Origin of the sequence: Gottfriedia acidiceleris (assembly GCF_023115465.1) — a bacterium.
Classification (GTDB): Bacteria; Bacillota; Bacilli; order Bacillales; family Bacillaceae_G; genus Gottfriedia; species Gottfriedia acidiceleris_B.
The window spans coordinates 4,456,375-4,481,542 of record NZ_CP096034.1; the positions used below are offsets into that span (position 1 = coordinate 4,456,375).

Here is a 25,168-nt window from a genome sequence, read left to right on the forward strand (position 1 = left end):
TTTATCAACTTTCAATTTTTCCCTTTTCGGCTATGTGTATCGTATTTGTTTAGGGTATAATTACCAATAAGAATGTTTCGAGTAAGGAGGCATCGAATGCTTCAGCGTGATTTAAGTAAAGATATTATTTATGAACTTTCATATTCACTTTTTTCAAAGCTCTCTCCTCAAAATACGAGGGACACAGAGCTTGTTGAAACTGGCCTGCAATTGTATCGACTAGGTCAAGTATATAATGTTTCGGTTCGTGAAGGTCGCCTAGTTGGTGTTGTCGAAGAAGGAGATCAAATTCATTTACCAATTCTACATATTGAAAACCATGATCAAAATGGGTGTGATTGCTACGAAGCTCCTCCATGCCAACATCAAATTGCACTTCTTTGCTATGCTGCCGCTTCATTTTCTTTAGTCGGAGATATTATGAGGAAGTTTAAGCAGTCTTCTTTAAAAAGTATCCCGAATATCATGACTGGTCGCCAATTGTTAGATCAAATGAGTATGTTTGAGCAGGATCGACCGAAAGAGACCGTGGAGTTATTTGAGAAAAAGTATAAGGAGTATATAGAACAGCAAAGAACGTCATTTTACCAAGATGTTTATTTTGTTTATCCATTATATGAACGGTTTTATCATGGATTATTGAATCAACAACCACGTCAAGAAAAGGAAAAGCTACAATATCAGTTACTTGCGTCTATTTTTACAATGAATAAAATGGTCGGACAAATCGAAATTCAAAGTACAGTTTACGACAATGCGCATTTACCGCGCGAAATGACAATGCTAGAAAATCAAATTGACGCAGTAAGTAGACAATTACATAATTTAACTGGGGGTTCGGTGTCTACTCAGTACGAAGAAGTTCTTCGTGAGCAGTTACAGGCTCTTTTATTAGAAAGAAATCTTTGTATAGTTCCTCGTTATAACTCTTTTCGTCATGTATATAAAGAGCTATTAAATAGTCCAAAGATTTTATATAAGGATTTAGAAACATTATCAAAGGTTGAGGACAACTATTATGCAGATTTAGGAAAAGCTCATCTATATTATTTATTAAAAGAAGATGAAGCAATGCTGTCCATTATAAAGCAATATAGCAATAATGAACGTACTCTCTATTGCTTTACCTACTGGATAGAAAGTCTTCGAAAAAACAATGAAACAGATCGGCTAACATTATTTTTGCCATTGTATTACGAGATGGTTTTACACTTTTTAAAAATTGGCGATGATGAATATGCAAAAACTACTTTTGCGAAACATTTCCTTACTAATTATGAGTACAATAGTTTTTACACTAATGAAACGGCCGGGCTAGAAGTAGTTTATCAAGCATTACTTCCATATAGTGTGATGCAGTACACTGATTATTTAATGCATAATCGAGATTACAAGCGATGGGTTGAGCTGCAAATGCACTTATATTCTTACAATCCTGATTACATTGATAAACATGACCTTCAGGAAGTACATAAGTACTCACCTCAATCTGTATTACCTATATACCATCACTTGGTTCTTTATTACATTGAATTAAAAGGCCGAGCAAACTATAAAATAGCAGTTCGATATTTGAAAAAACTAAGAACAAATTATAAAAAATTAAAGCGCATGAATGAGTGGGAAGATTATATTCAGTATGTTGAATCTCAATTTATTCGTTTACGTGCACTTCAAGAGGAATTAAAGAAAGGAAAATTAGTCAATGAAGCGACTAGCAAATCTTAGTATTGCCGTAAAATGGGTTGAGCGAAAAGGCTTACTCCTTTATGGAATGCAAAGTCACGGTGTCATTTTACCGGTAACCGCATGGAAGCATCTAGTGTTTCAATGGCATGAACCTTCATATTATGGGACATTATTGCAGCCGACCCGAGTCGGACAGATTGAAGGAATTCTTTTAACTCCAATCGAAGCACTTACTTTTTTTAGAGAACATCAAGAAAACTCTTTAGTTGAGATTACTTATTTAGATGAAGCAAATGAGTTTCATTCGGTAATCTCACGTCTATACGATGATTTTAACGAGGGCCACGTTTCACCAAGTTTTGCTCATTATCAGACTGGCGATGAGCTATGGAAAATTGATGGGTTTGAACAATTAGAACCAACTTTACAGGAATTGGTTTCTTCTGCAATTAAACAGCAGTTTGAAATAGAAACTTTACAGTCTAAACGCTGGGATATTGCTAGGGGCTTGTATCACAATCCAAGTTATATAAAACAACAACTCACACATAGTATTGATGAAGACGATTGGCATGTGAAAATAGGGCTAAGAGACGATGATGTTCCATTTTCAATTCGATTAGTACTTGAAGAGCCAATGAGTGAGCATGATGACTGGAATTTACGTACATATTTAATTGATGAGCGAAAAACAATAAAACCTTATGAATATAACGGACATGAATCGTTACATAAAAAGCATTCTTCTTATGCTGAGTATTTAGATCGAACGTTCCAAGGAGTAGGATTATTAGCACCAAACTTAATCGATGACCATAAGCCAAAAGAAGTTTTAAGTGAACAAGAAGCTTGGACATTTTTAACAGAGGATAGTGAAAAAGTACTTTCCGCAAATATTCAGGTTCTTTTACCAAGCTGGTGGCAAGCTCTAAAACAAAATAAGATGACATTAAAAGCAAGTGTTAAAGGTAAACCTGCTGGAAATTCATTTTTCAATATGGAAACATTAGTTGACTTCAACTGGCGAATTTCTACAAATGGAATGGAGCTTTCAGAACAACAATTCCAACAATTCGTTGAAAATCAAAGACGTCTAATTCAATTTAACGGTCAGTGGATTGCACTTGACCCTGCTTTTATTGCACGTATGAAGAAAATGATGGCAAAGGCTGAAAAGCAAGGGCTTAGATTTCACGAAGTTCTTCAACATGAGCTACTACAGGGAACTGAAAAACCTGAGGACGATAACTCACCTTTTGCAGAAGTTGAAATTGAAGTAGATGATGTATTCCGAGAATTAACTAAACGATTAACATCCATTTCAGAAGTTCCCGAGCTTAATGTTCCTAATGGTCTACAAGCAACATTACGAGCATATCAGCAAAAAGGATTCGAATGGTTAGTTCATTTGAAAAATATGGGATTTGGCGCTCTGCTTGCTGACGATATGGGGCTTGGAAAAACAATTCAATCGATCTCTTATTTAGCTTACCGTAAAGAAAACGAAGAAAAACGAGGAGCATCATTGATTGTCTGCCCTACTTCTGTTATTAACAATTGGAAACGAGAAATTGAATTATTTTATCCTGATTTAACTGTTCATGTTCACTATGGAGGTAGCCGTTTAAAAGGTGAAGACTTATTTTCAATAATGAGAGATGTCGATATTGTCATCACCTCCTATGCTTTAAGCGTGTTAGATTATGAAGACCTAAAGCAATATGTCTGGAAAAGTATCATTCTTGATGAAGCTCAAAATATAAAAAATCCAACGACAAAGCAGTCTCGCGCAGTTCGCGGGTTAAAAGCTGAGCACCGTATTGCTCTTACTGGTACCCCAATGGAAAACCGCTTAACGGAGCTTTGGACAATTTTTGATTTTATAAATAGAGGATATCTTGGTTCACTAAACCGTTTCGTTAGCAATTATGTAAACCCTATTGAAAAAGACCGAGATGAAGAAAAAATAAATGCTGTTCATCGATTAATTTCACCTTTCTTACTAAGACGAACTAAGCAAGACGAAGATGTTGCTTTAAATCTTCCACCAAAACAAGAACAAAAGATGCTTTGCCCGTTATCTGTTGAACAAGCCGCATTATACGAGCAAGTTGTTCAAGACACCCTAAAACAGATCGATACATTAACTGGTATCCAACGGCGAGGCCGTATTTTATGGATGCTAAATAAATTGAAACAAATCTGTGACCACCCTTCTTTATTCTTGAAGGAATCACAGCTTGTTGAATTCGAAGAGAGATCAAGTAAAGTTGAACGACTATTCGAATTAATAGACCCAATCCTTGAACAGAGCGAAAGCTGCCTAATCTTTACTCAGTATGTGAGAATGGGTGATATGCTTAAAGAGGCAATTCAAGCAAAATTTGGTGAAGAAGTATTATTCTTAAACGGTAGTGTTCCTAAAACTGCCCGTGATAATATGATTTCTCGCTTCCAAAACGGCGATGTAAAAGTGTTTATTCTTTCACTCAAAGCTGGTGGAACAGGATTAAACTTAACAGCTGCAAATCACGTAATGCACTTTGACCGTTGGTGGAATCCAGCAGTTGAAAATCAAGCGACCGACCGAGCATACAGAATTGGTCAAACGAAATTCGTTCAAGTCCATAAATTTGTAACGATCGGAACGCTAGAAGAAAAAATTGATGAAATGCTACAACGGAAACAATCACTTAACGATACAATCATAACGAGCGAACAGTGGATTACAGAATTATCTATGGATGAGCTTGTTGAGTTGTTAAGTGTTTAATATGAAGGAAAAATGGGATTATTGTATAGAGATAATCCCATTTTCTATTAATAGGAGGTTTTAATATGGGCACAAATACTGGAATGAACGTAATAGTCAAAAACCATGATGAAAATTGGAAAAACTTATTTCAAATAGAAGCTAACCGTATACATGAAATCTTAAAAGATGAACTTATTGAAATTCATCACATTGGTAGTACATCAGTTCCAAATTTAAAGGCTAAACCGATTATCGATATGTTACCAGTCGTTAAAAACATAGAAAATATAGACAAGTATAATGATCAACTGGCTGAAATTGGCTATGAGGGACTAGGTGAGTTCGGTCTTCCAGGTAGAAGATACTTCCGAAAAGGTGGAGAGAATCGTACCCACCAAATGCATATGTATCAGTTTGATAACGAAAAAGAAATTGAGCGTCATATTGCAGTTCCTGCTTATTTAAGAGCACATGAAGATGAGATGAAAGCTTATGGAGAATTAAAAGCGCAGCTTGCTGAAAAATTTCCAAATGATATTTATGGATATATGGACGGAAAAGATACTTTTGTGAAGGATTTAGAGCGAAAGGCAATTGAATGGAGAAAAACGAATAAATAACATATTGAATTAATAAAAAATTTTTTATTTGGCTGCAATTTGCCGAGTAATGCCAATGCTTTGCCTGGTGTATTATTCAGACCTTTATAATTACTTAATGAAAGAAGCCTAATTTCAAAAAAATAGGCTTCTTTTTTATTCACTCTATTTACTTAAGTGCAAATGTAAGTTCAGCTTCACAAGCTATTTGTCCGTCAACTGTTGCGACTGCTTTACCTTTACCAATCGGTCCACGCATTTTCACTAGTTCAACCTCTAGTCTCAGTTGATCACCTGGTACTACTTGTCTTTTAAAGCGGCAATTATCTATACCAGCAAATAATGCTAGTTTACCTTTATTTTGTTCAAGACTTAACGCGGCAACTCCTCCAACTTGTGCTAAAGCTTCTACAATTAGTACTCCTGGCATTACAGGATAGTCAGGGAAATGACCATTAAAAAACTCTTCGTTAGCTGTTACATTTTTAATACCAACTGCACGTTTACCTTCTTCGTGCTCGATGATGCGATCTACTAATAAAAATGGGTAACGATGCGGAAGAATTTCTTTAATTGCTTTAATATCTAACATTTTATGTAGTCCTCCTAATTTGTAAAGATTCATTATGTTAATAAAAAAGAAGCAAGTCTTAAGACCAGCTTCTATGCGCTATAAATATAATACTATCTTATTTTGTAAGTTAACGCAAACCAATAATGACCGCTCATTTGCTTACTAATATTACTCCAATTACTCTATAAGAGCTAAAACGGTAAGTTTCTTAATCAATTAAACCAATATTTATATATTATATTTACAGAAAATTTATAAAAGTTTGAAATTTTGTAAAGTATTTGACAGACGAAAGAAACCGATTTTTTTATCATTGAGTTAGAACAAGAAAGAGATGCTGCTCTTCAGGACAAAAGTGTGTATCGCCCATTTTGTTTCTCAATAAATCCTTTTTCACATAGTTCATTCATTACATAGGATACGCTTACACGTGATGAACCAACTACATAAGCTAGTTCTTGGTGAGTGAATGGGATCGTAATTGTTATACCCTTAGGTGTTTCCTTACCATATAAGGATGCTAATTGGCGCAACATTGTTAAGACACGCTCTCCTACATCTGAGAAACTCATCAACCTTGTTTGGAGAAGTAGAGCTGATTCTTTATTACTTAGCGATCTTAGCGTTTTAAGAATGAGTTCTGGCTCACTCAAAACGATATCGCGAAATGTTGATTTTGGAATTCGAAGAACACGTGCGATTGACGAGGTAGAAGCGTTATATCCATATGCTTCATCTGCCCATACGTTTGATTCTCCAATTAGATTACCAGAGCCTACGATATATAAATGGCGCTCAGCTCCATTAGGTGATAACAAGTAAATACGAATTCGCCCTTCAAGGACGAGATAAACAAATGGATGATTTTCATCTTGTTGGAATAATACGACCTCACGTGAGAATGACAGTTCTTTACCTACTTTAAGAAAAGGTGCTGCTATCCATTCTCCTTGTTCAAACCATAAGGATTGATGATTCATATGTCACCTCAAATTAATTATGTACCAAATAATGAAAACGCTATCAAAACAGTGAAAGGATGAAATTTAATATGACTAACCCATTTTTAGAAAAGCGTTCTCTTTTTCCGACCTTATCTGAAACAGTTCATTTATCAAGTTGTTCCCAAAGTGCAATCTCATCACCGGTGAAGAAAAGTATTCAATCTTACCTTACAAGTTGGACCGAAAAAGGTATGGACTGGGAAGGTTGGATGGACAAAGTATATGAAGCAAAAGTCGCCTTTGCTACTTTAATAAATGCTTCTCCTGATGAGATTGCTGTGTTATCTAGCGTATCTGATGCCGCTTCATCATTTGCAGCGTCATTAGATTTTACTGGAAATCGAAATAAAGTTGTTACAACAGATATCGATTTCCCATGCATTGGTCACGTTTGGCTATCACAAGTACCACGTGGCGCAAACGTCACGTTTTTAAATGAAAACCTTCATCAAATTCATATCGAACAATATGAAAAGGCAGTGGATTCAAAAACACTTATTACATCTGTCCCACATGTGTCTTATTATAATGGGTTTATTCAGGATATCAAAGCTATATCAAACATTACCAAAGCGAATGGATCACTACTATTTGTCGATGCCTATCAATCTGCTGGAAGTGTTCCAATCGATGTAAAGGAAATGGGAGTCGATGCACTCGCAACAGGTGCACAAAAGTTTTTACTTGGCATACCTGGGATTAGCTTTATATATATAAGAAAAGAATTAGCAGATTCTCTCCACCCCCCAACGACTGGTTGGTTTAGTCGGGTAAATCCATTTGCTTTTGATCAGCATCATCTTGATTATGCAGAAGGGACTAGGAGATTCGATACAGGAACTCCAATGATGATAAATGCTTATGCAGCTGAAGCAGGAATTTCTTTATTAAATCAAATTGGCGTTTCATCTATTCAGGATTATCTATCTTACTTATCTACTGTTGCAATTGAAACAGCGCATTCATTCGGATTGACTATTGTTAGCCCAACAGACTTATCAATAAAAGGTAGTAACACTGCTATTCGAGTGGAACAAGCTAATGTCGTTGAGCAATACTTAAAAGCAAAAAAAATAATCGTCTCTGCCCGAAATGACGTTTTACGTGTAGCTCCTCATTTCTACAATACAGATGATGAAGTTGTACGCGCGATTGAGGAAATTGCTTATGCAATTAGGAAATGCTAACAAAAAACTATATTTTAAAAAATCAATTCTAGTAATTGTCGGAACAATTTTGGTCGCACTTACCTATTACTTTTTCCAGGTGCCAAATGGAATTGTAGCTCCTGGACTTGGTGGTATCTGTATGTTGATAGTTAAATTTTTACCTTTTCCATTAGGGATTCTTTACTTTTTATTAAACATACCACTATTTTTAATTGGATACCGAGCAGTTGGTGTACCATTTGCATTGCTTAGTTTACTCGGAATGTGTAGTTTATCATTCTTCTTAACTCTCTTCTCCTCACTACCAGGCCCGAATCTTCCGTTAATAGGATGTATACTCAGTGGGATTTTGTCAGGAATGGGGATTGGGATTGTGATTCTAGCAGGTGGTACAACTGGAGGTCTTGATATAGCAAGTGTAGTAATCAATAAAGAATTCCCGAATTTTTCTATTGGAAAAACGATGATGGTTATAAATGGAGTTGTCCTTTTGAGTTCCTTAATCGGAGAAGGATTACAGCGAACTTTCCTCACGTTTTTTAGTATGCTGATTGCCGGAAAAAGTGTTGATTGGACGTTATCTTATAGAAAAAATTCAAGAAAGGTGGCGAAACAATATGAATGAAAACAAAACTGTAATTGAACGAGAAGGAGGACTAAGTCGTTCACTAAGTAGTAGACAGCTGACCATGATTGGAATTGGTGGCGCAATTGGTACCGGTTTATTTATGGGAAGTGGCATTGCAATTGGATACGCTGGACCTGGGGTTATTCTAAGTTATATTATTGCTGCATTCATAGCAGTCATAATGATGTTTAGTTTATCTGAAATGGCAGTTGTGCACCCGACAGCCGGTTCATTCGGTACTTATGCAGAGATGTATTTAAATCCTTGGGCAGGTTTCCTTATTCGCTACACATATTGGGCGGCACAAGTAATCGCAATTGGTGGAGAAGCTGTTGCGGTTGGACTGTACATGCAGTATTGGTTCCCAAGTATTCCCGTTTGGTTATGGACACTTGGATTTGGTATTGCTTTAGTCCTTGTGAACAGCAGGTCTGTTTCCAACTTTGGTCAAATCGAGTATTGGTTTGCAATGATTAAAGTCGTTGCTATTGTACTGTTCATAGTTTTTGGTGTTTCGCTCCTATTTGGAATTGGACATTCACACTCTGTTGGTTTCCACCATTATACCGATCAGCACGGGTTCCTACCTAATGGATTTAAAGGTGTTTGGATGGCTGTACTTATGGCAATCTTTAGTTTTTATGGTGTAGAGATTGTCGCTGTAACAGCAGGGGAATCTAAAGATCCAAAAAAAGCTATTCCTAAAGCAATGAAGAGCATGGTCCTACGTTTGTTTTTATTCTATATTCTATCATTAGGAATCATCGTTGCTGTTATCCCTTGGATGCAAGCAGGTGCCCATGAGGTTTCTGGATCACCGTTTGTAAAAGTCTTTGAGAGTTCTGGTGTTAGATATGCGGCCGGCATTATGAATTTTGTTATCTTAACCGCTGCACTATCCAGTATGAATACTAATTTATACTTAACATCACGTATGTTATTCTCCTTATCTCGTGGAGATTATGCTCCAAAATCATTCGGTATATTATCTAAAAATGGTACGCCAGTAACCGCAATTTTCATTTCAAGTGCAGGTGTATTAATCGCAACTGTATTGTCTATGTACTACCCAGATACATTTAACAAATTATTTGGTATCTCAATCTTTGGTGGTATTTTAGTATGGCTTATGATTTTAATTAGTCATCTTCGTTTTAGAAAAACCGTTCACCTTCATTATAACGAGCCATTACCAGTTAAAGCACCGCTCTTTCCATTTCTTCAATGGATCGGAATACTACTACTTAGTGGTATCTTAATAACAATGGCATTTTCACCGGATTGGAACTCAGCTTGGAAAATTGGTGTTCCGTGGGTCATATTAGTATCAATTGGCTACTGGATCCAAAAAAATCGCAAATCAATTTTATACAAACATAATTCAAATAATAAATCTGCACTTTAATTTATTAACTCAAATTTTTTTAAAGATTGTTAGAAAAACAAAAAGACAGGTATAAAAGAGGAAATCGCCTTTTATCTCTGTCTCTTTTTATTCTATTTATTGATTTAACGATTTCTCAACCTTTACAGTTTTAATAGACTAAGCGCTAATAAACTTAGGCAGTACATTAGCTCCGTTATCGTAGCATTGTATGGCTGACTTGAGAATTTTCTTAATATGTAGAACATAAATGCTGTCTTCCCTACTATGGAACCAAGCTGAGAAGTAAAATTCGCTAGAAATAACCATAAAAAATTTTTGTTTAATTTTCAGATAAAGACTCGTAAGATTTTTTTGAAGTTTCCCTAACTTTTCGTATAATCACTGCCATCATATACCAAAATAATCGTAATCAGTTATTTTAAATGGGGTGCGGGAATTGAAGGTGTTTTGGGTATTTCTATGTTTATTTATTCTAGAGATGTGCTTATTGGAAGGGATCGACTTATATAATGGGGATGAATTTCCTCACTTACTAACGAATATAAAGCTTAGCAAAACCGAACTAGTAGGTGAAGATTATGTATTAATTTTCTTTTTTACCGTACCATTCGGCATTGCCAAAATCGTCCTATCGTATATGAAAAAACTAAAAAAGAAACGAAATCAAGAACAAAATCAAAATACTTCTAATTAAATCGAAAGAGAATGCAGTTAGAGCTTCTAAGCTGCATTCTCTTTTATTTTTGTTTTTGCTTTTTTTTGGATAACTGCAATGACTAACAGAACAGTAGGAATAATGATTTGTAAAGGTATATGTAAATAGTAAGGCACAATGTCGAACCCCTCTTTATAGTGCTCTAAATAGTCAGGTGCCATCCATACGGAACAAATTACTATGATGACTGCAATTGGATATGTAAGTGTATCCGATTTTTTCACTTTAAATAAATCTGCCGCTCCTATAATCGCACAAAAGAAAAAAACCGTTATCTTAATAAATCCCCCTACAGCAATTACAATGACAATAATTGAATCGAGTCTTTGAATAAAATCAGCAATATTGATATAACTAATTGCTGTTAAGATAGGATAAGTTGCTCTAACCACCGTATTTGCTCCTAAAATACAAATATTAAGCATTGTTACTAAAGTTAAAAGCAGTCCTGCAAACATTAATCCAGGAATACCGACCTTCCATGCATAATCGGGTTTCTTTAAATAAGGTAAAAGCATAGTGAATACAACCATTTCACCAAATGGAAATGTAACCGTTAAAGGGTAAGCCTCTTTTATTACCGTTTTCCAACCGGTCTCTAGTACAGGTCTTAAATTATCAGTTTTTATTATGCCTGCAATTACTTCAAAACCAATTATTGATACGATTATCATGATGATTACGATAAACAAAAACTCACATATTCTACCGAATACTTCAAAGCCTTTAAAGACCGCATACATACATAAAAACATAAATAAAATACCAATTGAAATAAGAGAGGACGCGTTGTAAAGTGTAATCACTAGTAATTCTTCAAAGTCTCTAAGAACTCGTGCTCCTATATAAATAAAATAGAGAATATAAACCAATGCTAGAAATTTGCCTGCAAACTTCCCTAAAATAGATTGAACATATCTCGTAAATGGTAACTCAGGATACAGGTCAAATAATTTGATGTAAACACAAAATAGTAAGCATCCAGTAACCAAAGCAATTAAAACACTAATCCAAGCATCCTGCATTGCACCAGATGCAAGTCCTACTAATGTAGCGCTCCCCATTTCAAATAAAAATATAATACTAAAGTATTGGTAGGCACCTATTGATAATTTTCGATTCATTAGCATTCCCTTCTTTTCTAAAATGGATAAGCTTTTTTTCTCATACCTACATTATTTATTTGAACATCAACATTAACTTTCACTTTTGCTTTTTGAAATTGGTCATTCCAATTTTTCTCATATTTTTTAAAAACTTTTGGTTCCGATAAATGTAGTTTTTCTCCAAAACCAAAAATATCTGCCCCATAACCTTGTGCTTCTTTAATCCCTTTTTCAATTGTTTCCTTTACTGCTTTCTCACTTAATAATTCATATTTTTCAAGTGTTTTTGCTTGGTCGAAATTGTCATTACAAAGTACTTCATCAATAATAGCAATAGCTTTTACATTTATGCTAATACTTGGTATCTTATTTTTCATTTTAATCTTCGTGTCGGTTTTCAAACGGGTAATCTCCATCGAATCATATTCTTTTTTGCTGCATTTTATTTGTATATTCGTTTCCTTTATAGCATTATCAACTATTTGAACCGATTTTGCAGGAGGACCATCTAACCATCCAACTAACTTTCCTTTTTTAATAACCCCTAGTCCTTCAATCTTGTTATAGGATGATTTAACACTTGAAAAATTATCAAGCGTTTCAGATTTCTCAGTTTCATTTTCTAAAATTGCACCATTAACGACCGGTTCTCTACCACTACTTGAAAGGGCTGCTATTACTTGACGCATTTGTATTTCTTGATTTTCTCCTAGTAGTGAAGACGTATTCTTAATTTTTCCTACGATTGATTTAGCCGGTAATTTATCAAGAGCAGGTAAGTTATTCATTACTTTATAAACACTGTCGTTCCTTGCAATAATGACCGGAATGTTAACACGTATTTTGGAATCCCTCTCAAATACGTCAAATATATAATTTAATGATTTTTTTTTTGCTAAGTTTTCACCAATGACAACGAGTGCTACGTGAGAATATATATTTGAACGAGAAACACTTTTTGTAATATTTCGCGCCGCTTCTGAAATCGTTCTACCTTTTTGTTCTAGAGAAATAACTGGTGTACCTATTGAACCAGTTATACTTGCAATTGCACTCGGATTAATGATTTGAAGGACCATATTGTATTGATTATCTTTCGGTAAATAATCGACACCCATGGCTACCACGATTGATACACTGTTTAATTCTTTATAATTAGAACAACTCACCAAAAGTAAACTTGTAATAAGAATTAAGATTATACATTTTCTTTTCATACTTATTCTCCAGTACTTTGTTCTTTAACCGTTTTTGGATTTCCTTGACTAGGTACAACTAAAATTGTATCTTTTTGACTTTTTATACGAAATGGTGCAAATGGTGCGAAATATGGTTCTCCAAAAGATCGTAAGCTACACATATGTAATAATATAATTAAACCACCAATCAAAATTCCAAATAAACCAATGTAAGCTGCTGCTAATAATAATATAAACCTAAGAATCCTTGCGGCAATTGACATATTATAATAAGGGATCGTAAAGCTAGCAATCGCTGTAATCGATACGATGATTACCATTGACGCAGATACAAACCCTGCTTGTACAGCTGCTTGCCCTAAGATTAAGGCTCCAACGATTGAAAGCGCCTGACCAACCGCTCTTGGCATTCGAATTCCAGCTTCACGTAATACTTCAAAAATTAGTTCCATACCAAGAGCTTCAACAATTGCTGGCAAAGGTACACCTTCACGTTGGGCAGCCAAACTTACTAATAATACAGTTGGAATTACAGCCTGATGAAATGAAGTAATTGCAATGAAAATGCCAGGTGCAAATAAGGCAGTCCAAAAGGACATATAACGCAGCAATCTTAAAAAAGTACCAATATATGAGCTTTGATAATAATCCTCAGGAGATTGAAAAAACTGTGTAAATGTAGCTGGTAAAATTAAGACAAAAGGTGTACCAGCTGTGAAAATAGCCACACGACCTTCCAGTAAGTTACCTACTACAGCATCGGGTCTTTCTGAGTTAATCATTGTAGGAAAAATAGTTTTTTGATCGTTCTGAATATAGTTTTCAATATAGCTGGATTCTAGGATTTCATCTGCATTAATAGCCTCTAAACGATATTTTACTTCCCTTAACAGCTCTTCATCTACAACACCTTTTATATACATTATTTCTACGTCTGTTCTCGTTACTTCACCTATTTTCATTGACTCTATTCGTAGCGCTGGGTGCTGGATTCTATTACGAATCAGAGAAGTATTAGTACGTAAGCTCTCTGTGAAGCTATCCTTTGGTCCTCTGATTACAGTTTGCGTTGAAGGCTCTGATATACTTCTAGATTGGACCATTTTTGTACATGCAACTAAGAAGTTACTATCATGATCTAAAAGAACAACGGTATCTCCAATCAGTAATGCCGATAAGAGATTTGTATAGCTTGATTGTGATTTTAAACTCGAAACAGCTATTACGCTTTTTAACCCATTCTCTAAATCTGTTAATGACAGCGTTGTTTCTTTTTCCGAATTAATTTTAACGATTTTATTAATGATTCCATCATTTACTAATTTCTCATTTGAAATTCCGTCAATATGGATCACAGCAAAAGAATACTGCATACCTTCCCCAAGTGTTTCATGACGAATCACAAGGTCGGAGCTATCTCCAAAATCATCTTTTATTCTTTTTATATTTTCTAAAATGTCCTTACTTAAAGAGCGCGATATGTTATTTTGAAAGGGAATTTTTTTATTTGTAGCTGCACTATTGGTTTCTTTGTAGTTAAACACTTTTTTCACCGCCCCATAATCATGGCTTATTATTCTTATACTTTTTCCAAAATATTTCATTTAATGTATTGTTTTCTAAGTGATTTATTTTGCACACAAAAAAAAGGCTGTCTCATGAGACACCCCGCTTCACTTTTGCTATAAAAAATTTTTTCCACTAGTTTGCTCAATCTTTAAAAATGCCGTGTCTTATGTATGCAACTTTAGAGTCCAACTCTATATTTATTTACTAATAAGCTGTGGGATTGGATTCACTGGCTTTCGACCGATTGAGTAATAGTGGATGTTCTTTTTTTGCATTTTAGTTAATTCAAAACAGTTACGTCCATCAATTACTAACGGAAGCTTCATTAAATCCTCATACAATTGGACATTAGTTTCTACGATTTCTCTCCATTCTGTCAAAATTAGTGTAGCCTCTTTATCACGAATAGTTTCCTTTACATTTATTGAATAATTTATAGAATCTCCGAATACTTTTCTTAATTCAGGTAAGGCATACGGATCATATACTGTTATTTTAGTACCTTCACTGATGAACTGATTAATTAAATCGATAGAAGGTGCATGTCGAATATCATTTGTATTTGGTTTAAAGCTAACTCCTAATATTGCAATTTCTTTATTTTTTAAATCCCCAAAAATAGATTTTGTTAATTCAAAAAGTTTTAATTTCTGTTGATTATTAATTGTAATAACAGATTTTAATAGTTTTAAATCTACACCTACTAGCTCAGCCTCTTTTACTAAAGCAGTCGTATCCTTTGGGAAACAAGATCCGCCATATCCAATTCCAGCTTTTAAAAATTTTGAACCAATTCGGTGGTCTAGCCCGATACCATGAGCAACATGATCAACATTAGCATCCAGTTTTTCACAGATCATGGCAATTTCATTAATAAAACTTATTTTAGTAGCTAAAAATGCATTAGATGCATACTTAATCATTTCGGCACTTCTTGCATCTGTTGTATAAATAGCCGTATTAAATGGTTTATATAATTCCTTTACCAATTCAGTTGCACTTTGACTTTCGGAACCAATGACAATTCGATCACCATTAAATAGATCGTATAGTGCAGAACCTTCCCTTAAAAATTCAGGATTTGATACAATATCAATCGTTAAATGGCGAGGGGCATTTTCTAACATTATTCTCTGAACTGCCTCATTCGTTCCAACTGGAACAGTGCTTTTAATAACAACTGTTAGATTTTTTTTAGCATTGATTGCAATCTCTTTCGCAACATTTTTTAAATAGTGCAAATTTGCTGTTCCATCTGGAAGTTCTGGTGTACCGACCGCAATAAATATGATATCTGCATGGCTATAAGCTTCTTTGAAATTTGTTGTAAACTCAATTTTATTAAGGAAAATATTTTCTAATAATGACTCTTTCAAACCCGGTTCAAAAATAGGACAAATTCCCTTTTGCAGTAATTGAATTTTTTCAACATCAATATCAACACACGTTACATTATAACCAACTGAAGCAAATGAAACTCCTGTAGTAAGACCAACATACCCCGTACCAGCAACAACTATATGCGTCATAGTTCATCTCCATCCTATACAATTAATCAGTAAAGATAAAAAAATCTTTAACACTGCCTAAAGTAATAAAATTTACTTTTAATTGCAAAGTCAGTTTTGATCTCAATAGGTCTACTGCTTTTTAAATAGATTAGATAACGATCCCATCAACCTTTTTCCGATTTTCTTTAGATAAAGTCCGTTAAACTAGAGGAGCGTTTTACATAATTTTAAGATGTTAGAGTTTTAAGTATTAAATCATATGTACTTTTCACCTTGATAATCCATGTTTTACAATTACTTAATTTAACCTTTAAATGGAGCGTTTTAAACTTTGATACTCTCCTTTTCTCTTTTCCAACTTTAACTACCTTCTTGTTCATCTTAACTTTACAAAACCTAAACAATTTTCTTACAAAGATAACTGCTCCTAATAAATTCAAAACAAAAAAATCCCAAGCACTATATGCTTGAGATTTCAGTGTGTATTCAAGCTACATAGCTTGAGATTTTTATTTTAAGTAACGACTTGGAATTTTATCAATATTTTCTAACATTATTCCAGTACCTACTGCAACACATTGCATTGGATCTTCAGCGATGAAAACAGGTACTTTTAATTCTTCAGCAAGTAAAATATCTATTCCATGAAGTAATGCTCCGCCACCAGTAAGAATAACTCCACGATCAATAATATCAGCTGATAATTCAGGTGGTGTACGCTCTAATACTGTTTTTGCAGCTTGTACGATTAAGTAAACTGGTTCACTTAATGCTCTTTGAATTTCATCAGATTGTACAGTAATTGTGCGAGGTAATCCAGTTACCATATCACGTCCACGAATATCGATTGATTCATTTCTTGCGCCAGGGAAAACAGTACCTACTTCAATTTTAATTTGCTCTGCAGTACGCTCTCCAATTAGCAGTTTGTATTCACGTTTGATATAGTTTAAAATCTCCATATCAAACTTGTCCCCTGCCATTTTAATTGAAGAGGCGGTGACGATATCTCCCATCGATAAAACAGCGACATCGGTTGTCCCACCGCCAATATCAATTACCATGTTACCACTTGGTTGGAATATATCCATTCCAGCACCGATTGCAGCAACCTTTGGCTCTTCTTCAAGATAAACTTGTTTACCGCCACTCTTTTCAGCAGCTTCACGAATTGCTTTTTGTTCAACAGATGTGATGTTTGTTGGACAACAAATCAAAATACGCGGCTTTGACATGAATCCCTTTACATCTAATTTATTTATAAAATGACGTAGCATTGCTTCAGTAATATCAAAGTCAGCAATTACACCGTCTTTAAGTGGACGAATTGCTACGATATTACCAGGTGTACGACCTACCATGCGGCTTGCTTCTTCCCCTACTGCTAATACTTTACCGCTACTACGCTCTATTGCAACTACAGAAGGTTCGTTTAATACGATTCCCTTACCTTTAACATGTATTAAGACATTGGCTGTACCAAGATCTATTCCGATATCCTTAGAAAACATTCCTTTTGGCTCCTCCTTATTCACTATACTCATGAGCAGTTCCCCGAATACGTTCCATACCAAAATATAATTTTACCATAAAGAACTACTTTTAGTAATTAATATTTGTGAACAGGAGGTTAAATATTTCTAATTTTGTTTTCAAGGCTCAGAAACCCTATTTAGTCACTTTCTCAACGTCTTCTTTTTGATACTTTTGCTTTGTAGCCTCTCCACCGCGTAAGTGACGAATTGATTTGTGATAATCCAAAATTTCCTTTACTTCATTTGCCAAATCTGGATTGATTTCCGGTAGGCGTTCTGTTAAATCTTTGTGAACTGTACTTTTTGACACTCCAAACTCTTTAGCAATTACGCGAACTGTTTTCTTCGTCTCCACGATATATTTCCCAATCTTGATCGTTCTCTCTTTGATGTAATCGTGCACACTACTCTCCTCCTCTAAATGGATGTGAGAAGCGTGAAATGAGACTCGTTTTGACTGACTAAGCTGCTCTTTTTCCTGCTCTGACTGACCTGCTGAGGTACATTTATTTTGACTAGGTAGAAAATCCACGATTCCTCACCTCAAACACCTCTTTGATGGGTTTATAACATTGTATTAGCAAAGGTGTCTAACTATGCACAATTATCAGAAAAAAACAAGTGCCCAACACATATGGGGTATGATTCCCACGTGTTAGGCACTTTGTGAATTGCTTAATTATTATTGTTGAATTTTATTTCCATCTGAATCAGTATTAGAAGAACCTTCTTGATTGTCATCTGATACATTACCAGAAGTATTCATTGTATTAGATTCTTTTGTTTCACTTTTTGAATTTTCAGAACTAATAATTGATGAAACATCTTGTCCTTGGTATTTCTCTGGATTAATTGCTACACCATCTTTACGTAATTCATAATGAACATGAATGCCATTTTCTTTGCCAATTAAAGCTGTTCCAGCTGTTCCAAGAACTTGTCCTTGTGAAACTTTTGTTCCTGGCTCAACACTTACAGATTTTAAGCTTTGGTAATATGAAACTAATCCGTTACCACTTTCTACTACAACTACATAACCTAACTCAGCATCTTTTTGAGCTTTTGTTACAGTACCACTAAGAGCTGCGGTTACATCAAATTCTTTTCCACTTTTATCAACTAAATCCATACCAGTGTTGATCGTGAAAGTATTATTATCCATTTGGATTAATGATGCTTGTTGCTCATCTTTTGAAGCAGAGTCATCATAATAATGACTTTTAACTTGAACTGTCGCATCCTTCGAAACAGGATAAGTTAATTTTTCTTCTGGCTGTGAAGCTGGAATTGCTTCTGGCTCTCTCGTATCAACTGTAGTTCCAGTTTTTGTTGGAGTTGGAGCATTACTGTATTGATACCATAACGCACCTGTCAAAATAACTGCTGCACTCACTAAATAAATTGCTGGTACTACCCAACGCTTTCTTAACATTTTAATAACCTTTTGAGAAGTTTTTTTGTTTTGTTCCTCTCTCATCCTTATCACCTCTGCCATCATTGTCAACAGATTTCTGGAATTATATACGCAATTTAGAAAATTTTAGTTCGACAAAATTCTTACTTTTCCACACAATTTCAAACTAATTCACATTAATCCACAAAAAACTAGAAAAATATTAACAAATGAAAGCGATTTATCCACAATTCCACAAGGTTTATACACAATATTTGTGGATAAGTTAATAAACCTCATTATAAAGTTAATAAAATATTTTTCTTGCATTTTTCTTTTTTACAAAATATAATCACACTACAAGCTTGTACGATGTATTAAATACTTAAACTTAAAAATTATTTCAGTGATTATATATTTTTTTGCGATGATGAAGAAGAGTAGATTATATGAAAGTTTCAGAGAGCTGACGGTTGGTGCAAGTCAGTACGGACATATTTTTGAATGGGCTTCTGAGCACCCAAACCGAACCATTTATTTATGCAGTAGGCTTTGGCGGACGTCTCACCGATAAAAGAGACAGGTATTCAAACTCATGTTTCGATACTGCTTTTTGTCACAAGGTAGTTCAATTCATTTGTTTTGATACTGCAAAGTGAGTCTAAACGTTTTTAGACTAATTAAGGTGGCACCACGGGAGTCCTCGTCCTTTTTATAAGGCGGGGACTCTTTTTTTGTACCCAAAAATAAGGAGAGAAAAAATAAAATGATATTTACTAAGAAAACCTTTATAGCAATTACTTTATTATTCACATTGGCACTAGCAGGTTGTGGACAACAATCAAATCAGGCAGCTTCGAAGACTAATGATCACACGTTACATTTAATGGATACTTCAGATATTGTAAGTCTTGATAGTTCTCTAGCTTTAGATGGACCATCATTAAATGCACTTAATAGTGTAATGGAAGGTCTTTATATGCCAAATGAAAAAGGAGAATACGTTCCCGCTGCTGCATTGTCACACAAAGTTAGTACGGACGGTAAAGTTTATACATTTACTTTAAGGGATACTAACTATTCAAATGGAGATCCAGTAACAGCAAAAGATTTTGTTTTTGCAATGAAACGAGCAGTTGATCCAAATACTAAAGCTCAGTTCGCATACGATTTATATGATATTGAAAACGCAAAAGAAATTAACCAAGGAAAGTTACCTGTGGATAAACTCGGGGTAACTGCACTAGATGATAAAACATTACAAATTAAACTTGAACGCCCTATTCCATATTTCATTCAACTGACTAGTTTACCGATGTTCTTCCCGTTAAATGAAAAATTCGTTAAGGAACAAGGTAGCAAATATGGTTTAGAAGCAAATACAACTTTATATAATGGTCCATACGTTGTAAGTAAATGGGATCATGAAGTTGGATTCACAATGACAAAAAATCCACAATACTATGATAAAAGGAATGTCCATGTAAATAAAATTGACGTTAAAATCATGAAAGAAACAACAACTGCCGTTAATCTCTATGAAACAGGTGAACTTGATCAAGCGATTATAGATTCTAATGTTATCGATCGTTATAAGGGGAATAAGGAACTAAACAAACTAGCTATGCCAATTGTCTCTTACATCAGCTTTAACCAAAAAAATACATTTTTAGCAAATCTAAAAGTACGTAAGGCAATCGCAAATGGCTTTAATAAAGAGGACATTAGTACAACGATACTAAACGATGGTTCGATTCCTACTGATCGAATTATTCCTAAAGGTTTAGTAAAAAACTCTAAAGGCGTCGACTTTGTTAGGTCAACCTCTCATCCTTCTACAGTAAGTTTAGAGGAGGCTAAATCACTGTTTAAAGAAGCTTTATCTGAAAGTGGTAAGTCAAAAGCTACAATTTCATTACTAGTAAGTGATAGCAATACATCACGTAAAATTGGTGAATATTTAAAATCACAATTAGAAACGAATTTAAAAGGTCTAACAGTTAATATTGTCGTACAACCTGCACAACAAAAATTCGAATTGCGTCAGCAAGGAAACTATGATCTCTCTCTAGATACATGGGGTGCAGATTATCCAGATCCAACGACTTATTTAGAGTTATTTACATCTAAATCGGCTTTAAATGTATTAAATTATAAAAATGCTAAATATGACGATTTTGTTCAAAAAGCAAATACAATCAGCTTACAAAACGAAACAGAACGTACTCAGCTCCTTCATAATGCTGAAGACCTTTTACTAGATGATGCTGCGATTGCTCCAGTTTATCAAGCTGGCTATGTATACTTGCAAAAATCAAATGTAAAAAACATAAAGGTACGTCCATTTGTTGGATATTTTTATTATAAATTTGCTCAAAAGCAGTAAGGGCTAAGAAAAGAAATGGATTGTAGGATTATAAGGAGCTGAAATGATTGCAGAAATAATATGTTATTTATGCAATTAAATTTCTTAATTTCCAAAATAAAATACTTTATTAAATCAAAAAACACTCTAAACGGACGAATCTTAGTTCGATTTAGAGTGTCTTTTATGTTATATTCTTCTTTTCATAAAAAACCGATCTTAGGGGTTAAACAAAAAAAACAGACCTTAATAAGGTCTGTCCAGAGTTAAAACTACACAAAATTTGAGTTACAGTCCGAACTCTCAAAGCTTCTTTAATAGGTCATAATCCTTCTTACTAAGCTTCTTTATGTTGATTCCCTTATAATAATACTTAACGATCTCATCGTATGTTTTTCCTTGCTTAGCAAGCTCATTTGCACCGTATTGACTCATACCTACTCCATGACCAAAACCTTTTGTTGTAATGATGATTTCATTACCTGAACGCTCCCATGAAAAATCTGTAGAACGTAGGTTTAGTTTTTCTCTAATTTCTTTACCTGAGAGAGTTTTTTTACCAAACGCCACTTGTTCTACACGTTTACCTTGTGTTCTCATCGTGACTTTCCCTATGTCTGACTTATTAATTTTTACATTAAGTTTCTTTTCGAAATCACTTATTGTAAATGATTTTTTTGATACATAGTTTGGAGCAACGGAATCCCAAGGACTCGGTACGCTTTTTAAATATGGTACACTATTTTTCCAATATTCTTCGGAGTTTTCTGTGTATCCATTGCTTGTGGAGAAGAATGAAGCAGTTATAGGTTGTCCATTGTATGTTAATATTTGTCCTTCAGTGGCTTTTACAGCTTTTTCAATTTTAGCTATATTTTTATCATATTCAGCGCCATATCTTCTCTTCAGGTCATCGCGATCCTGAAAGACTTGAAAATTAACAGAATCATCAACAATTCCACCCTCATCAAGTGGTTTTCCTTCTTTCAATCGTTTGATGATAAATGTTCTTGCACTTAAACTTTGTGCTTTTAGTGCTTCTGTTTCAAATTTGGCTGGCATTTCTGATGCTACTACTCCTAGTACGTATTCCTCGATTGGTAGTTTTTCAACTTTTTGAGTTTTTGTTCTAAATACTTCAATACTTAGATTGTCATTTTTGTTCGCTGCTGCGACTTGGTTTGCTTTTTTCTGTAGTTGATCAACCAATCTACCATCTGTGTGGCTATGAAATGGTAGAACAAGCAATGTAGGGATAAGAATAACGACTGAGCAAGTAGTTAATCCTGCAGTGATTAATGTTTTAAATGACTTCATATTTTCCTCCTATCCATTTCAAAACAACTTTAAATGACAATTTTCAACTAATTGCCGTTTCTAAAGATAATTTATGTACATGGACAAGCATTTAGAACAAATAATAGATTGAATTCAAATTAGATTCTTTTTACAAATTGTATTTTTTTTTATTATTTTTAGAATATTTTATAAGGTTTCTGCCTATAACTGATAGTAGAAAGTTGCATGAAAATGCAAAAATGCCCGACTCTATGTGGGGTAACACAAAGTGCCAGGCATTTGAATTAGTTTTTAGTTTACGCTTGTAAATCTTTTAGTGTTTCTTCCTCTACAGCTGTGCTTGGTTCGTTTACACGTTCAATGTCCGCTCCAAGTGCAGCAAGCTTTTCATGGAAATTTACATAACCACGATCTAAATGTTTTAATTCAGTAACACGAGTATATCCATCAACAACAAGACCAGCAAGGATAAGTGATGCAGCAGCACGTAAATCCGTAGCAGCTACTTCTGCTCCTTGAAGATCATTCGGTCCATGAATAATAGTTGATCGACCTTCAATTTTAATATTTGCATTCATGCGACGGAATTCTTCCACGTGCATAAAACGATTTTCGAATACTGTTTCAGTAATCATGCCTGTTCCATTAGCTTTTAATAGAAGTGCCATCATTTGTGATTGCATATCTGTTGGGAAGCCTGGGTGAGGCATCGTTTTGATGTCTACAGGTTTTAAATTGTCTGTACCAATTACTCGAAGACCTTCTTCCTCTTCAATAATTGTTACTCCCATTTCACGCATTTTCGCTACAACTGAGCTTAAATGTTCTGGAACTGCATTTTCAATTAATACGTTTCCATTCGTGATTGCTGCTGCTACCATAAATGTTCCAGCTTCAATACGGTCTGGAATAATGTGATGAGTTGTACCAAATAATGTTGGTACACCTTCAATTCGAATAGTGCCTGTTCCAGCTCCACGAACTTTACCACCCATTGCATTAATGAAATTTGCTAAGTCAACAATTTCAGGTTCTTTTGCAGCATTTTCAAGAATTGTTGTTCCTTCTGCAAGTGAAGCTGCAGACATAATATTTTCTGTTGCACCTACGCTTGGGAAATCTAAATAGATTTTTGCCCCTTTTAAACGACCGTTTGATTTTGCTTCTACAAAACCATTACCAACCGTAATTTGAGCTCCCATTGCTTCAAATCCTTTTAAGTGCTGTTCAATTGGTCTAGATCCAATCGCACATCCACCTGGTAACGCTACACGTGCATGACCATTTCTAGCTAAAAGTGGTCCCATTACAAGAATAGATGCTCGCATTTTACGAACATATTCAAATGGCGCTTCAACATGTAAATCCTTTGAAGCATCAACTGTTACTGTATTATTTTTGAACCCAACTTCTGTATTTAAATTACGAAGAACTTCGTTAATCGTGTATACGTCAGATAGAGTTGGTACGTCATGAATTATATTTTTTCCTTCACTAGCTAGTAGCGCTGCAGCAAGAACTGGTAAGACAGCATTTTTTGCACCCTCTACACGAACTGTGCCTTGAAGCTGTTTCCCGCCACGGACAATGATTTTATCCAAACTTTTCCCCTCCGTGTCCTAAAATAGATCTATCAATATTCTACTGTTATAATCGGTGTGCCAATAATAATTGTCGTTGATTTATCAACATTGTTTTCACGAATTGCAATTTGTAAATTAATTTTTTTGCCATTTGCAACCAGAGCGTCATTCCACTGTTCAGTATATGCTGAAACAGAGACGAATGCCCCTTCTTTTATTTCTTCAATTTTTGTTGCTTTAAAAGTCCCCAAAAAATCATTTTTTATACCCTGCAAAACACCTTCAAGTTTACCACCCATTGTCCCCTTTATACAAGTAAAAAAAGTAGGTTCTTTACTAAAAATATTTTCCAATGAGTTCTTTATAAGTTTATTCGTTTCTTTTTCAGCATGCTGGTCCCATTTAGTCCCACTAAGCTCATAAATTACATAGCTGCTGTTATTGCCAGTAGATGTAACAACGATTCTTTCTGTGACCAAATTATGGTTAAACGTACCAATTATTTTATTACCATTGTCTGCTTTCGTCCACTTAAAATTTTTAAAATCGTCTTTATATTTACTGATTATTTTGGACACCGAAGTATTCATTTTAGCTTCTCTTGCGTATAAATTCCAACTTGTAACCGAAATGTCTTTTTTATTTAATACGTCTGCAAAACGGTTCAATTGGCCTACACCTGTATCAGCCATACCGATTTTACCCCAATTAAAAAATAATGCAGAAGCAAAAGTAATCGTAATTAAAAATAAGTACATAGTTTTTTTCATATATAATCCCCTCTCTTACTTCCATTTTTCACAGGTAGAGAGGGGTTTATACGATACATCGTAACATACTTTTTGACAAATTATTTCAATAAATATGTGATGTTTTTTGTATATTGAAGATAGTCTAAGAAAAAACTACTTACAGCAGAAGAAATTGTAATCGTTAATAGCACCATAAAAAGTCGAATTTGGGCGACATGGCCTTTTTTCATAATACTCTCCCACTTAATTGCTGTTAAAGCCCACCAAGTTAAAATAATGAAAAATAAATGGACAATTATTGCTAATAAAGCTTCTGTCCCAACTAAAGCTTCCATT

21 protein-coding genes and 1 other annotated feature are annotated in these 25,168 nt (G+C 34.6%); of the genes, 8 read left to right on the plus strand and 13 right to left on the minus strand.

Annotated elements, in window-relative coordinates:
* Nucleotides 1-96 precede the first annotated feature (96 nt).
* The 3 genes from MY490_RS21000 (at nt 97) to MY490_RS21010 (ending at nt 5,064) form a co-directional block, all read left to right on the plus strand.
* Complete coding sequence (locus MY490_RS21000) at nt 97-1,728, plus strand: hypothetical protein (protein ID WP_248267388.1); 1,632 nt, start codon at nt 97-99, stop codon at nt 1,726-1,728.
* Nucleotides 1,706-4,462, plus strand: a complete 2,757-nt coding sequence (locus tag MY490_RS21005; RefSeq protein ID WP_248267389.1) for a DEAD/DEAH box helicase — start codon at nt 1,706-1,708, stop codon at nt 4,460-4,462. The genes MY490_RS21000 and MY490_RS21005 overlap by 23 nt, the downstream gene beginning before the upstream one ends.
* Before the next feature lie 65 nt (nt 4,463-4,527).
* Nucleotides 4,528-5,064: a GrpB family protein gene (locus MY490_RS21010; protein ID WP_248267390.1), complete on the plus strand. Its 537-nt coding sequence runs from the start codon at nt 4,528-4,530 to the stop codon at nt 5,062-5,064.
* A gap of 148 nt (nt 5,065-5,212) precedes the next feature.
* Here MY490_RS21010 and fabZ read toward each other — a convergent pair whose 3' ends face one another.
* Both fabZ and MY490_RS21020 read right to left on the minus strand, forming a co-directional pair.
* Complete coding sequence (gene fabZ, locus MY490_RS21015) at nt 5,213-5,635, minus strand: 3-hydroxyacyl-ACP dehydratase FabZ (RefSeq protein WP_248267391.1); 423 nt, start codon at nt 5,633-5,635, stop codon at nt 5,213-5,215.
* A 326-nt stretch (nt 5,636-5,961) separates the two neighbouring features.
* On the minus strand, nt 5,962-6,597 hold the full coding sequence (locus MY490_RS21020) for a Crp/Fnr family transcriptional regulator (RefSeq protein WP_248267392.1): 636 nt from the start codon (nt 6,595-6,597) through the stop codon (nt 5,962-5,964).
* Between the two features lie 71 nt (nt 6,598-6,668).
* Here MY490_RS21020 and MY490_RS21025 point away from each other — a divergent pair, with 71 nt between their 5' ends.
* The 4 genes from MY490_RS21025 (at nt 6,669) to MY490_RS21040 (ending at nt 10,499) form a co-directional block, all read left to right on the plus strand.
* Nucleotides 6,669-7,808, plus strand: coding sequence for an aminotransferase class V-fold PLP-dependent enzyme (locus tag MY490_RS21025; protein WP_248267393.1), 1,140 nt, complete (start codon nt 6,669-6,671; stop codon nt 7,806-7,808).
* Nucleotides 7,789-8,415: a YitT family protein gene (locus MY490_RS21030; protein WP_248267394.1), complete on the plus strand. Its 627-nt coding sequence runs from the start codon at nt 7,789-7,791 to the stop codon at nt 8,413-8,415. The genes MY490_RS21025 and MY490_RS21030 overlap by 20 nt, the downstream gene beginning before the upstream one ends.
* The gene (locus MY490_RS21035; RefSeq protein WP_248267395.1) at nt 8,408-9,823 is read left to right on the plus strand and encodes an amino acid permease; all 1,416 of its coding nucleotides are present in this window, start codon (nt 8,408-8,410) and stop codon (nt 9,821-9,823) included. Before MY490_RS21030 ends, MY490_RS21035 begins: the two co-directional genes overlap by 8 nt.
* Nucleotides 9,824-10,241: 418 nt before the next feature.
* Complete coding sequence (locus tag MY490_RS21040) at nt 10,242-10,499, plus strand: hypothetical protein (RefSeq protein ID WP_248267396.1); 258 nt, start codon at nt 10,242-10,244, stop codon at nt 10,497-10,499.
* A gap of 26 nt (nt 10,500-10,525) precedes the next feature.
* Here MY490_RS21040 and MY490_RS21045 read toward each other — a convergent pair whose 3' ends face one another.
* From MY490_RS21045 to MY490_RS21075, 7 genes are all read right to left on the minus strand, one after another.
* Nucleotides 10,526-11,644, minus strand: a complete 1,119-nt coding sequence (locus MY490_RS21045; protein WP_248267397.1) for a GerAB/ArcD/ProY family transporter — start codon at nt 11,642-11,644, stop codon at nt 10,526-10,528.
* Nucleotides 11,645-11,661: 17 nt separating this feature from the next.
* Entirely contained in the window at nt 11,662-12,843 is a 1,182-nt protein-coding gene (locus tag MY490_RS21050) for a Ger(x)C family spore germination protein (protein ID WP_248267398.1), read from the minus strand.
* 2 nt (nt 12,844-12,845) lie between these two features.
* On the minus strand, nt 12,846-14,369 hold the full coding sequence (locus MY490_RS21055) for a spore germination protein (protein WP_248267399.1): 1,524 nt from the start codon (nt 14,367-14,369) through the stop codon (nt 12,846-12,848).
* Nucleotides 14,370-14,591: 222 nt separating this feature from the next.
* Nucleotides 14,592-15,923 carry a UDP-glucose dehydrogenase family protein gene (locus MY490_RS21060; protein ID WP_248267400.1) on the minus strand — a complete coding sequence of 444 codons (1,332 nt, stop codon included), beginning with the start codon at nt 15,921-15,923 and terminating at the stop codon, nt 14,592-14,594.
* A 491-nt stretch (nt 15,924-16,414) separates the two neighbouring features.
* Complete coding sequence (locus tag MY490_RS21065) at nt 16,415-17,416, minus strand: rod shape-determining protein (protein WP_025569003.1); 1,002 nt, start codon at nt 17,414-17,416, stop codon at nt 16,415-16,417.
* A 157-nt stretch (nt 17,417-17,573) separates the two neighbouring features.
* The gene (spoIIID, locus tag MY490_RS21070) at nt 17,574-17,843 is read right to left on the minus strand and encodes a sporulation transcriptional regulator SpoIIID (protein WP_025569002.1); all 270 of its coding nucleotides are present in this window, start codon (nt 17,841-17,843) and stop codon (nt 17,574-17,576) included.
* Nucleotides 17,844-18,122: 279 nt separating this feature from the next.
* On the minus strand, nt 18,123-18,917 hold the full coding sequence (locus tag MY490_RS21075) for a stage II sporulation protein SpoIIQ (RefSeq protein ID WP_248267401.1): 795 nt from the start codon (nt 18,915-18,917) through the stop codon (nt 18,123-18,125).
* A gap of 334 nt (nt 18,918-19,251) precedes the next feature.
* Nucleotides 19,252-19,547: a binding site (T-box leader), on the plus strand.
* A gap of 52 nt (nt 19,548-19,599) precedes the next feature.
* On the opposite strand from MY490_RS21075, the gene MY490_RS21080 reads away from it, so the two are divergent.
* Nucleotides 19,600-21,219 carry a peptide ABC transporter substrate-binding protein gene (locus tag MY490_RS21080; protein ID WP_248267402.1) on the plus strand — a complete coding sequence of 540 codons (1,620 nt, stop codon included), beginning with the start codon at nt 19,600-19,602 and terminating at the stop codon, nt 21,217-21,219.
* A 282-nt stretch (nt 21,220-21,501) separates the two neighbouring features.
* Here MY490_RS21080 and spoIID read toward each other — a convergent pair whose 3' ends face one another.
* From spoIID to MY490_RS21100, 4 genes are all read right to left on the minus strand, one after another.
* The gene (spoIID, locus tag MY490_RS21085; RefSeq protein WP_248267403.1) at nt 21,502-22,515 is read right to left on the minus strand and encodes a stage II sporulation protein D; all 1,014 of its coding nucleotides are present in this window, start codon (nt 22,513-22,515) and stop codon (nt 21,502-21,504) included.
* A gap of 278 nt (nt 22,516-22,793) precedes the next feature.
* Nucleotides 22,794-24,098, minus strand: a complete 1,305-nt coding sequence (murA, locus tag MY490_RS21090) for a UDP-N-acetylglucosamine 1-carboxyvinyltransferase (RefSeq protein ID WP_098231079.1) — start codon at nt 24,096-24,098, stop codon at nt 22,794-22,796.
* Between the two features lie 32 nt (nt 24,099-24,130).
* A complete protein-coding gene (locus MY490_RS21095; RefSeq protein ID WP_248267404.1) occupies nt 24,131-24,850 on the minus strand; it encodes a YwmB family TATA-box binding protein in 720 nt (239 codons plus the stop codon).
* An 80-nt stretch (nt 24,851-24,930) separates the two neighbouring features.
* Nucleotides 24,931-25,167 (minus strand): DUF1146 family protein, encoded by a 237-nt coding sequence (locus tag MY490_RS21100; RefSeq protein ID WP_025568971.1) that lies wholly within the window; start codon nt 25,165-25,167, stop codon nt 24,931-24,933.
* Nucleotide 25,168: the final 1 nt, after the last annotated feature.

Coding starts and splice junctions, on each gene's coding strand:
- MY490_RS21000 (WP_248267388.1), top strand. CDS start 97: ATGCTTCAGCGTGATTTAAGTAAAGATATTATTTATGAACTTTCATAT.
- MY490_RS21005 (WP_248267389.1), top strand. CDS start 1,706: ATGAAGCGACTAGCAAATCTTAGTATTGCCGTAAAATGGGTTGAGCGA.
- MY490_RS21010 (WP_248267390.1), top strand. CDS start 4,528: ATGGGCACAAATACTGGAATGAACGTAATAGTCAAAAACCATGATGAA.
- fabZ (WP_248267391.1), bottom strand. CDS start 5,635: ATGTTAGATATTAAAGCAATTAAAGAAATTCTTCCGCATCGTTACCCA.
- MY490_RS21020 (WP_248267392.1), bottom strand. CDS start 6,597: ATGAATCATCAATCCTTATGGTTTGAACAAGGAGAATGGATAGCAGCA.
- MY490_RS21025 (WP_248267393.1), top strand. CDS start 6,669: ATGACTAACCCATTTTTAGAAAAGCGTTCTCTTTTTCCGACCTTATCT.
- MY490_RS21030 (WP_248267394.1), top strand. CDS start 7,789: ATGCAATTAGGAAATGCTAACAAAAAACTATATTTTAAAAAATCAATT.
- MY490_RS21035 (WP_248267395.1), top strand. CDS start 8,408: ATGAATGAAAACAAAACTGTAATTGAACGAGAAGGAGGACTAAGTCGT.
- MY490_RS21045 (WP_248267397.1), bottom strand. CDS start 11,644: ATGAATCGAAAATTATCAATAGGTGCCTACCAATACTTTAGTATTATA.
- MY490_RS21050 (WP_248267398.1), bottom strand. CDS start 12,843: ATGAAAAGAAAATGTATAATCTTAATTCTTATTACAAGTTTACTTTTG.
- MY490_RS21060 (WP_248267400.1), bottom strand. CDS start 15,923: ATGACGCATATAGTTGTTGCTGGTACGGGGTATGTTGGTCTTACTACA.
- MY490_RS21065 (WP_025569003.1), bottom strand. CDS start 17,416: ATGTTTTCTAAGGATATCGGAATAGATCTTGGTACAGCCAATGTCTTA.
- MY490_RS21075 (WP_248267401.1), bottom strand. CDS start 18,917: ATGAGAGAGGAACAAAACAAAAAAACTTCTCAAAAGGTTATTAAAATG.
- MY490_RS21080 (WP_248267402.1), top strand. CDS start 19,600: ATGATATTTACTAAGAAAACCTTTATAGCAATTACTTTATTATTCACA.
- spoIID (WP_248267403.1), bottom strand. CDS start 22,515: ATGAAGTCATTTAAAACATTAATCACTGCAGGATTAACTACTTGCTCA.
- MY490_RS21095 (WP_248267404.1), bottom strand. CDS start 24,850: ATGAAAAAAACTATGTACTTATTTTTAATTACGATTACTTTTGCTTCT.
- MY490_RS21100 (WP_025568971.1), bottom strand. CDS start 25,167: ATGGAAGCTTTAGTTGGGACAGAAGCTTTATTAGCAATAATTGTCCAT.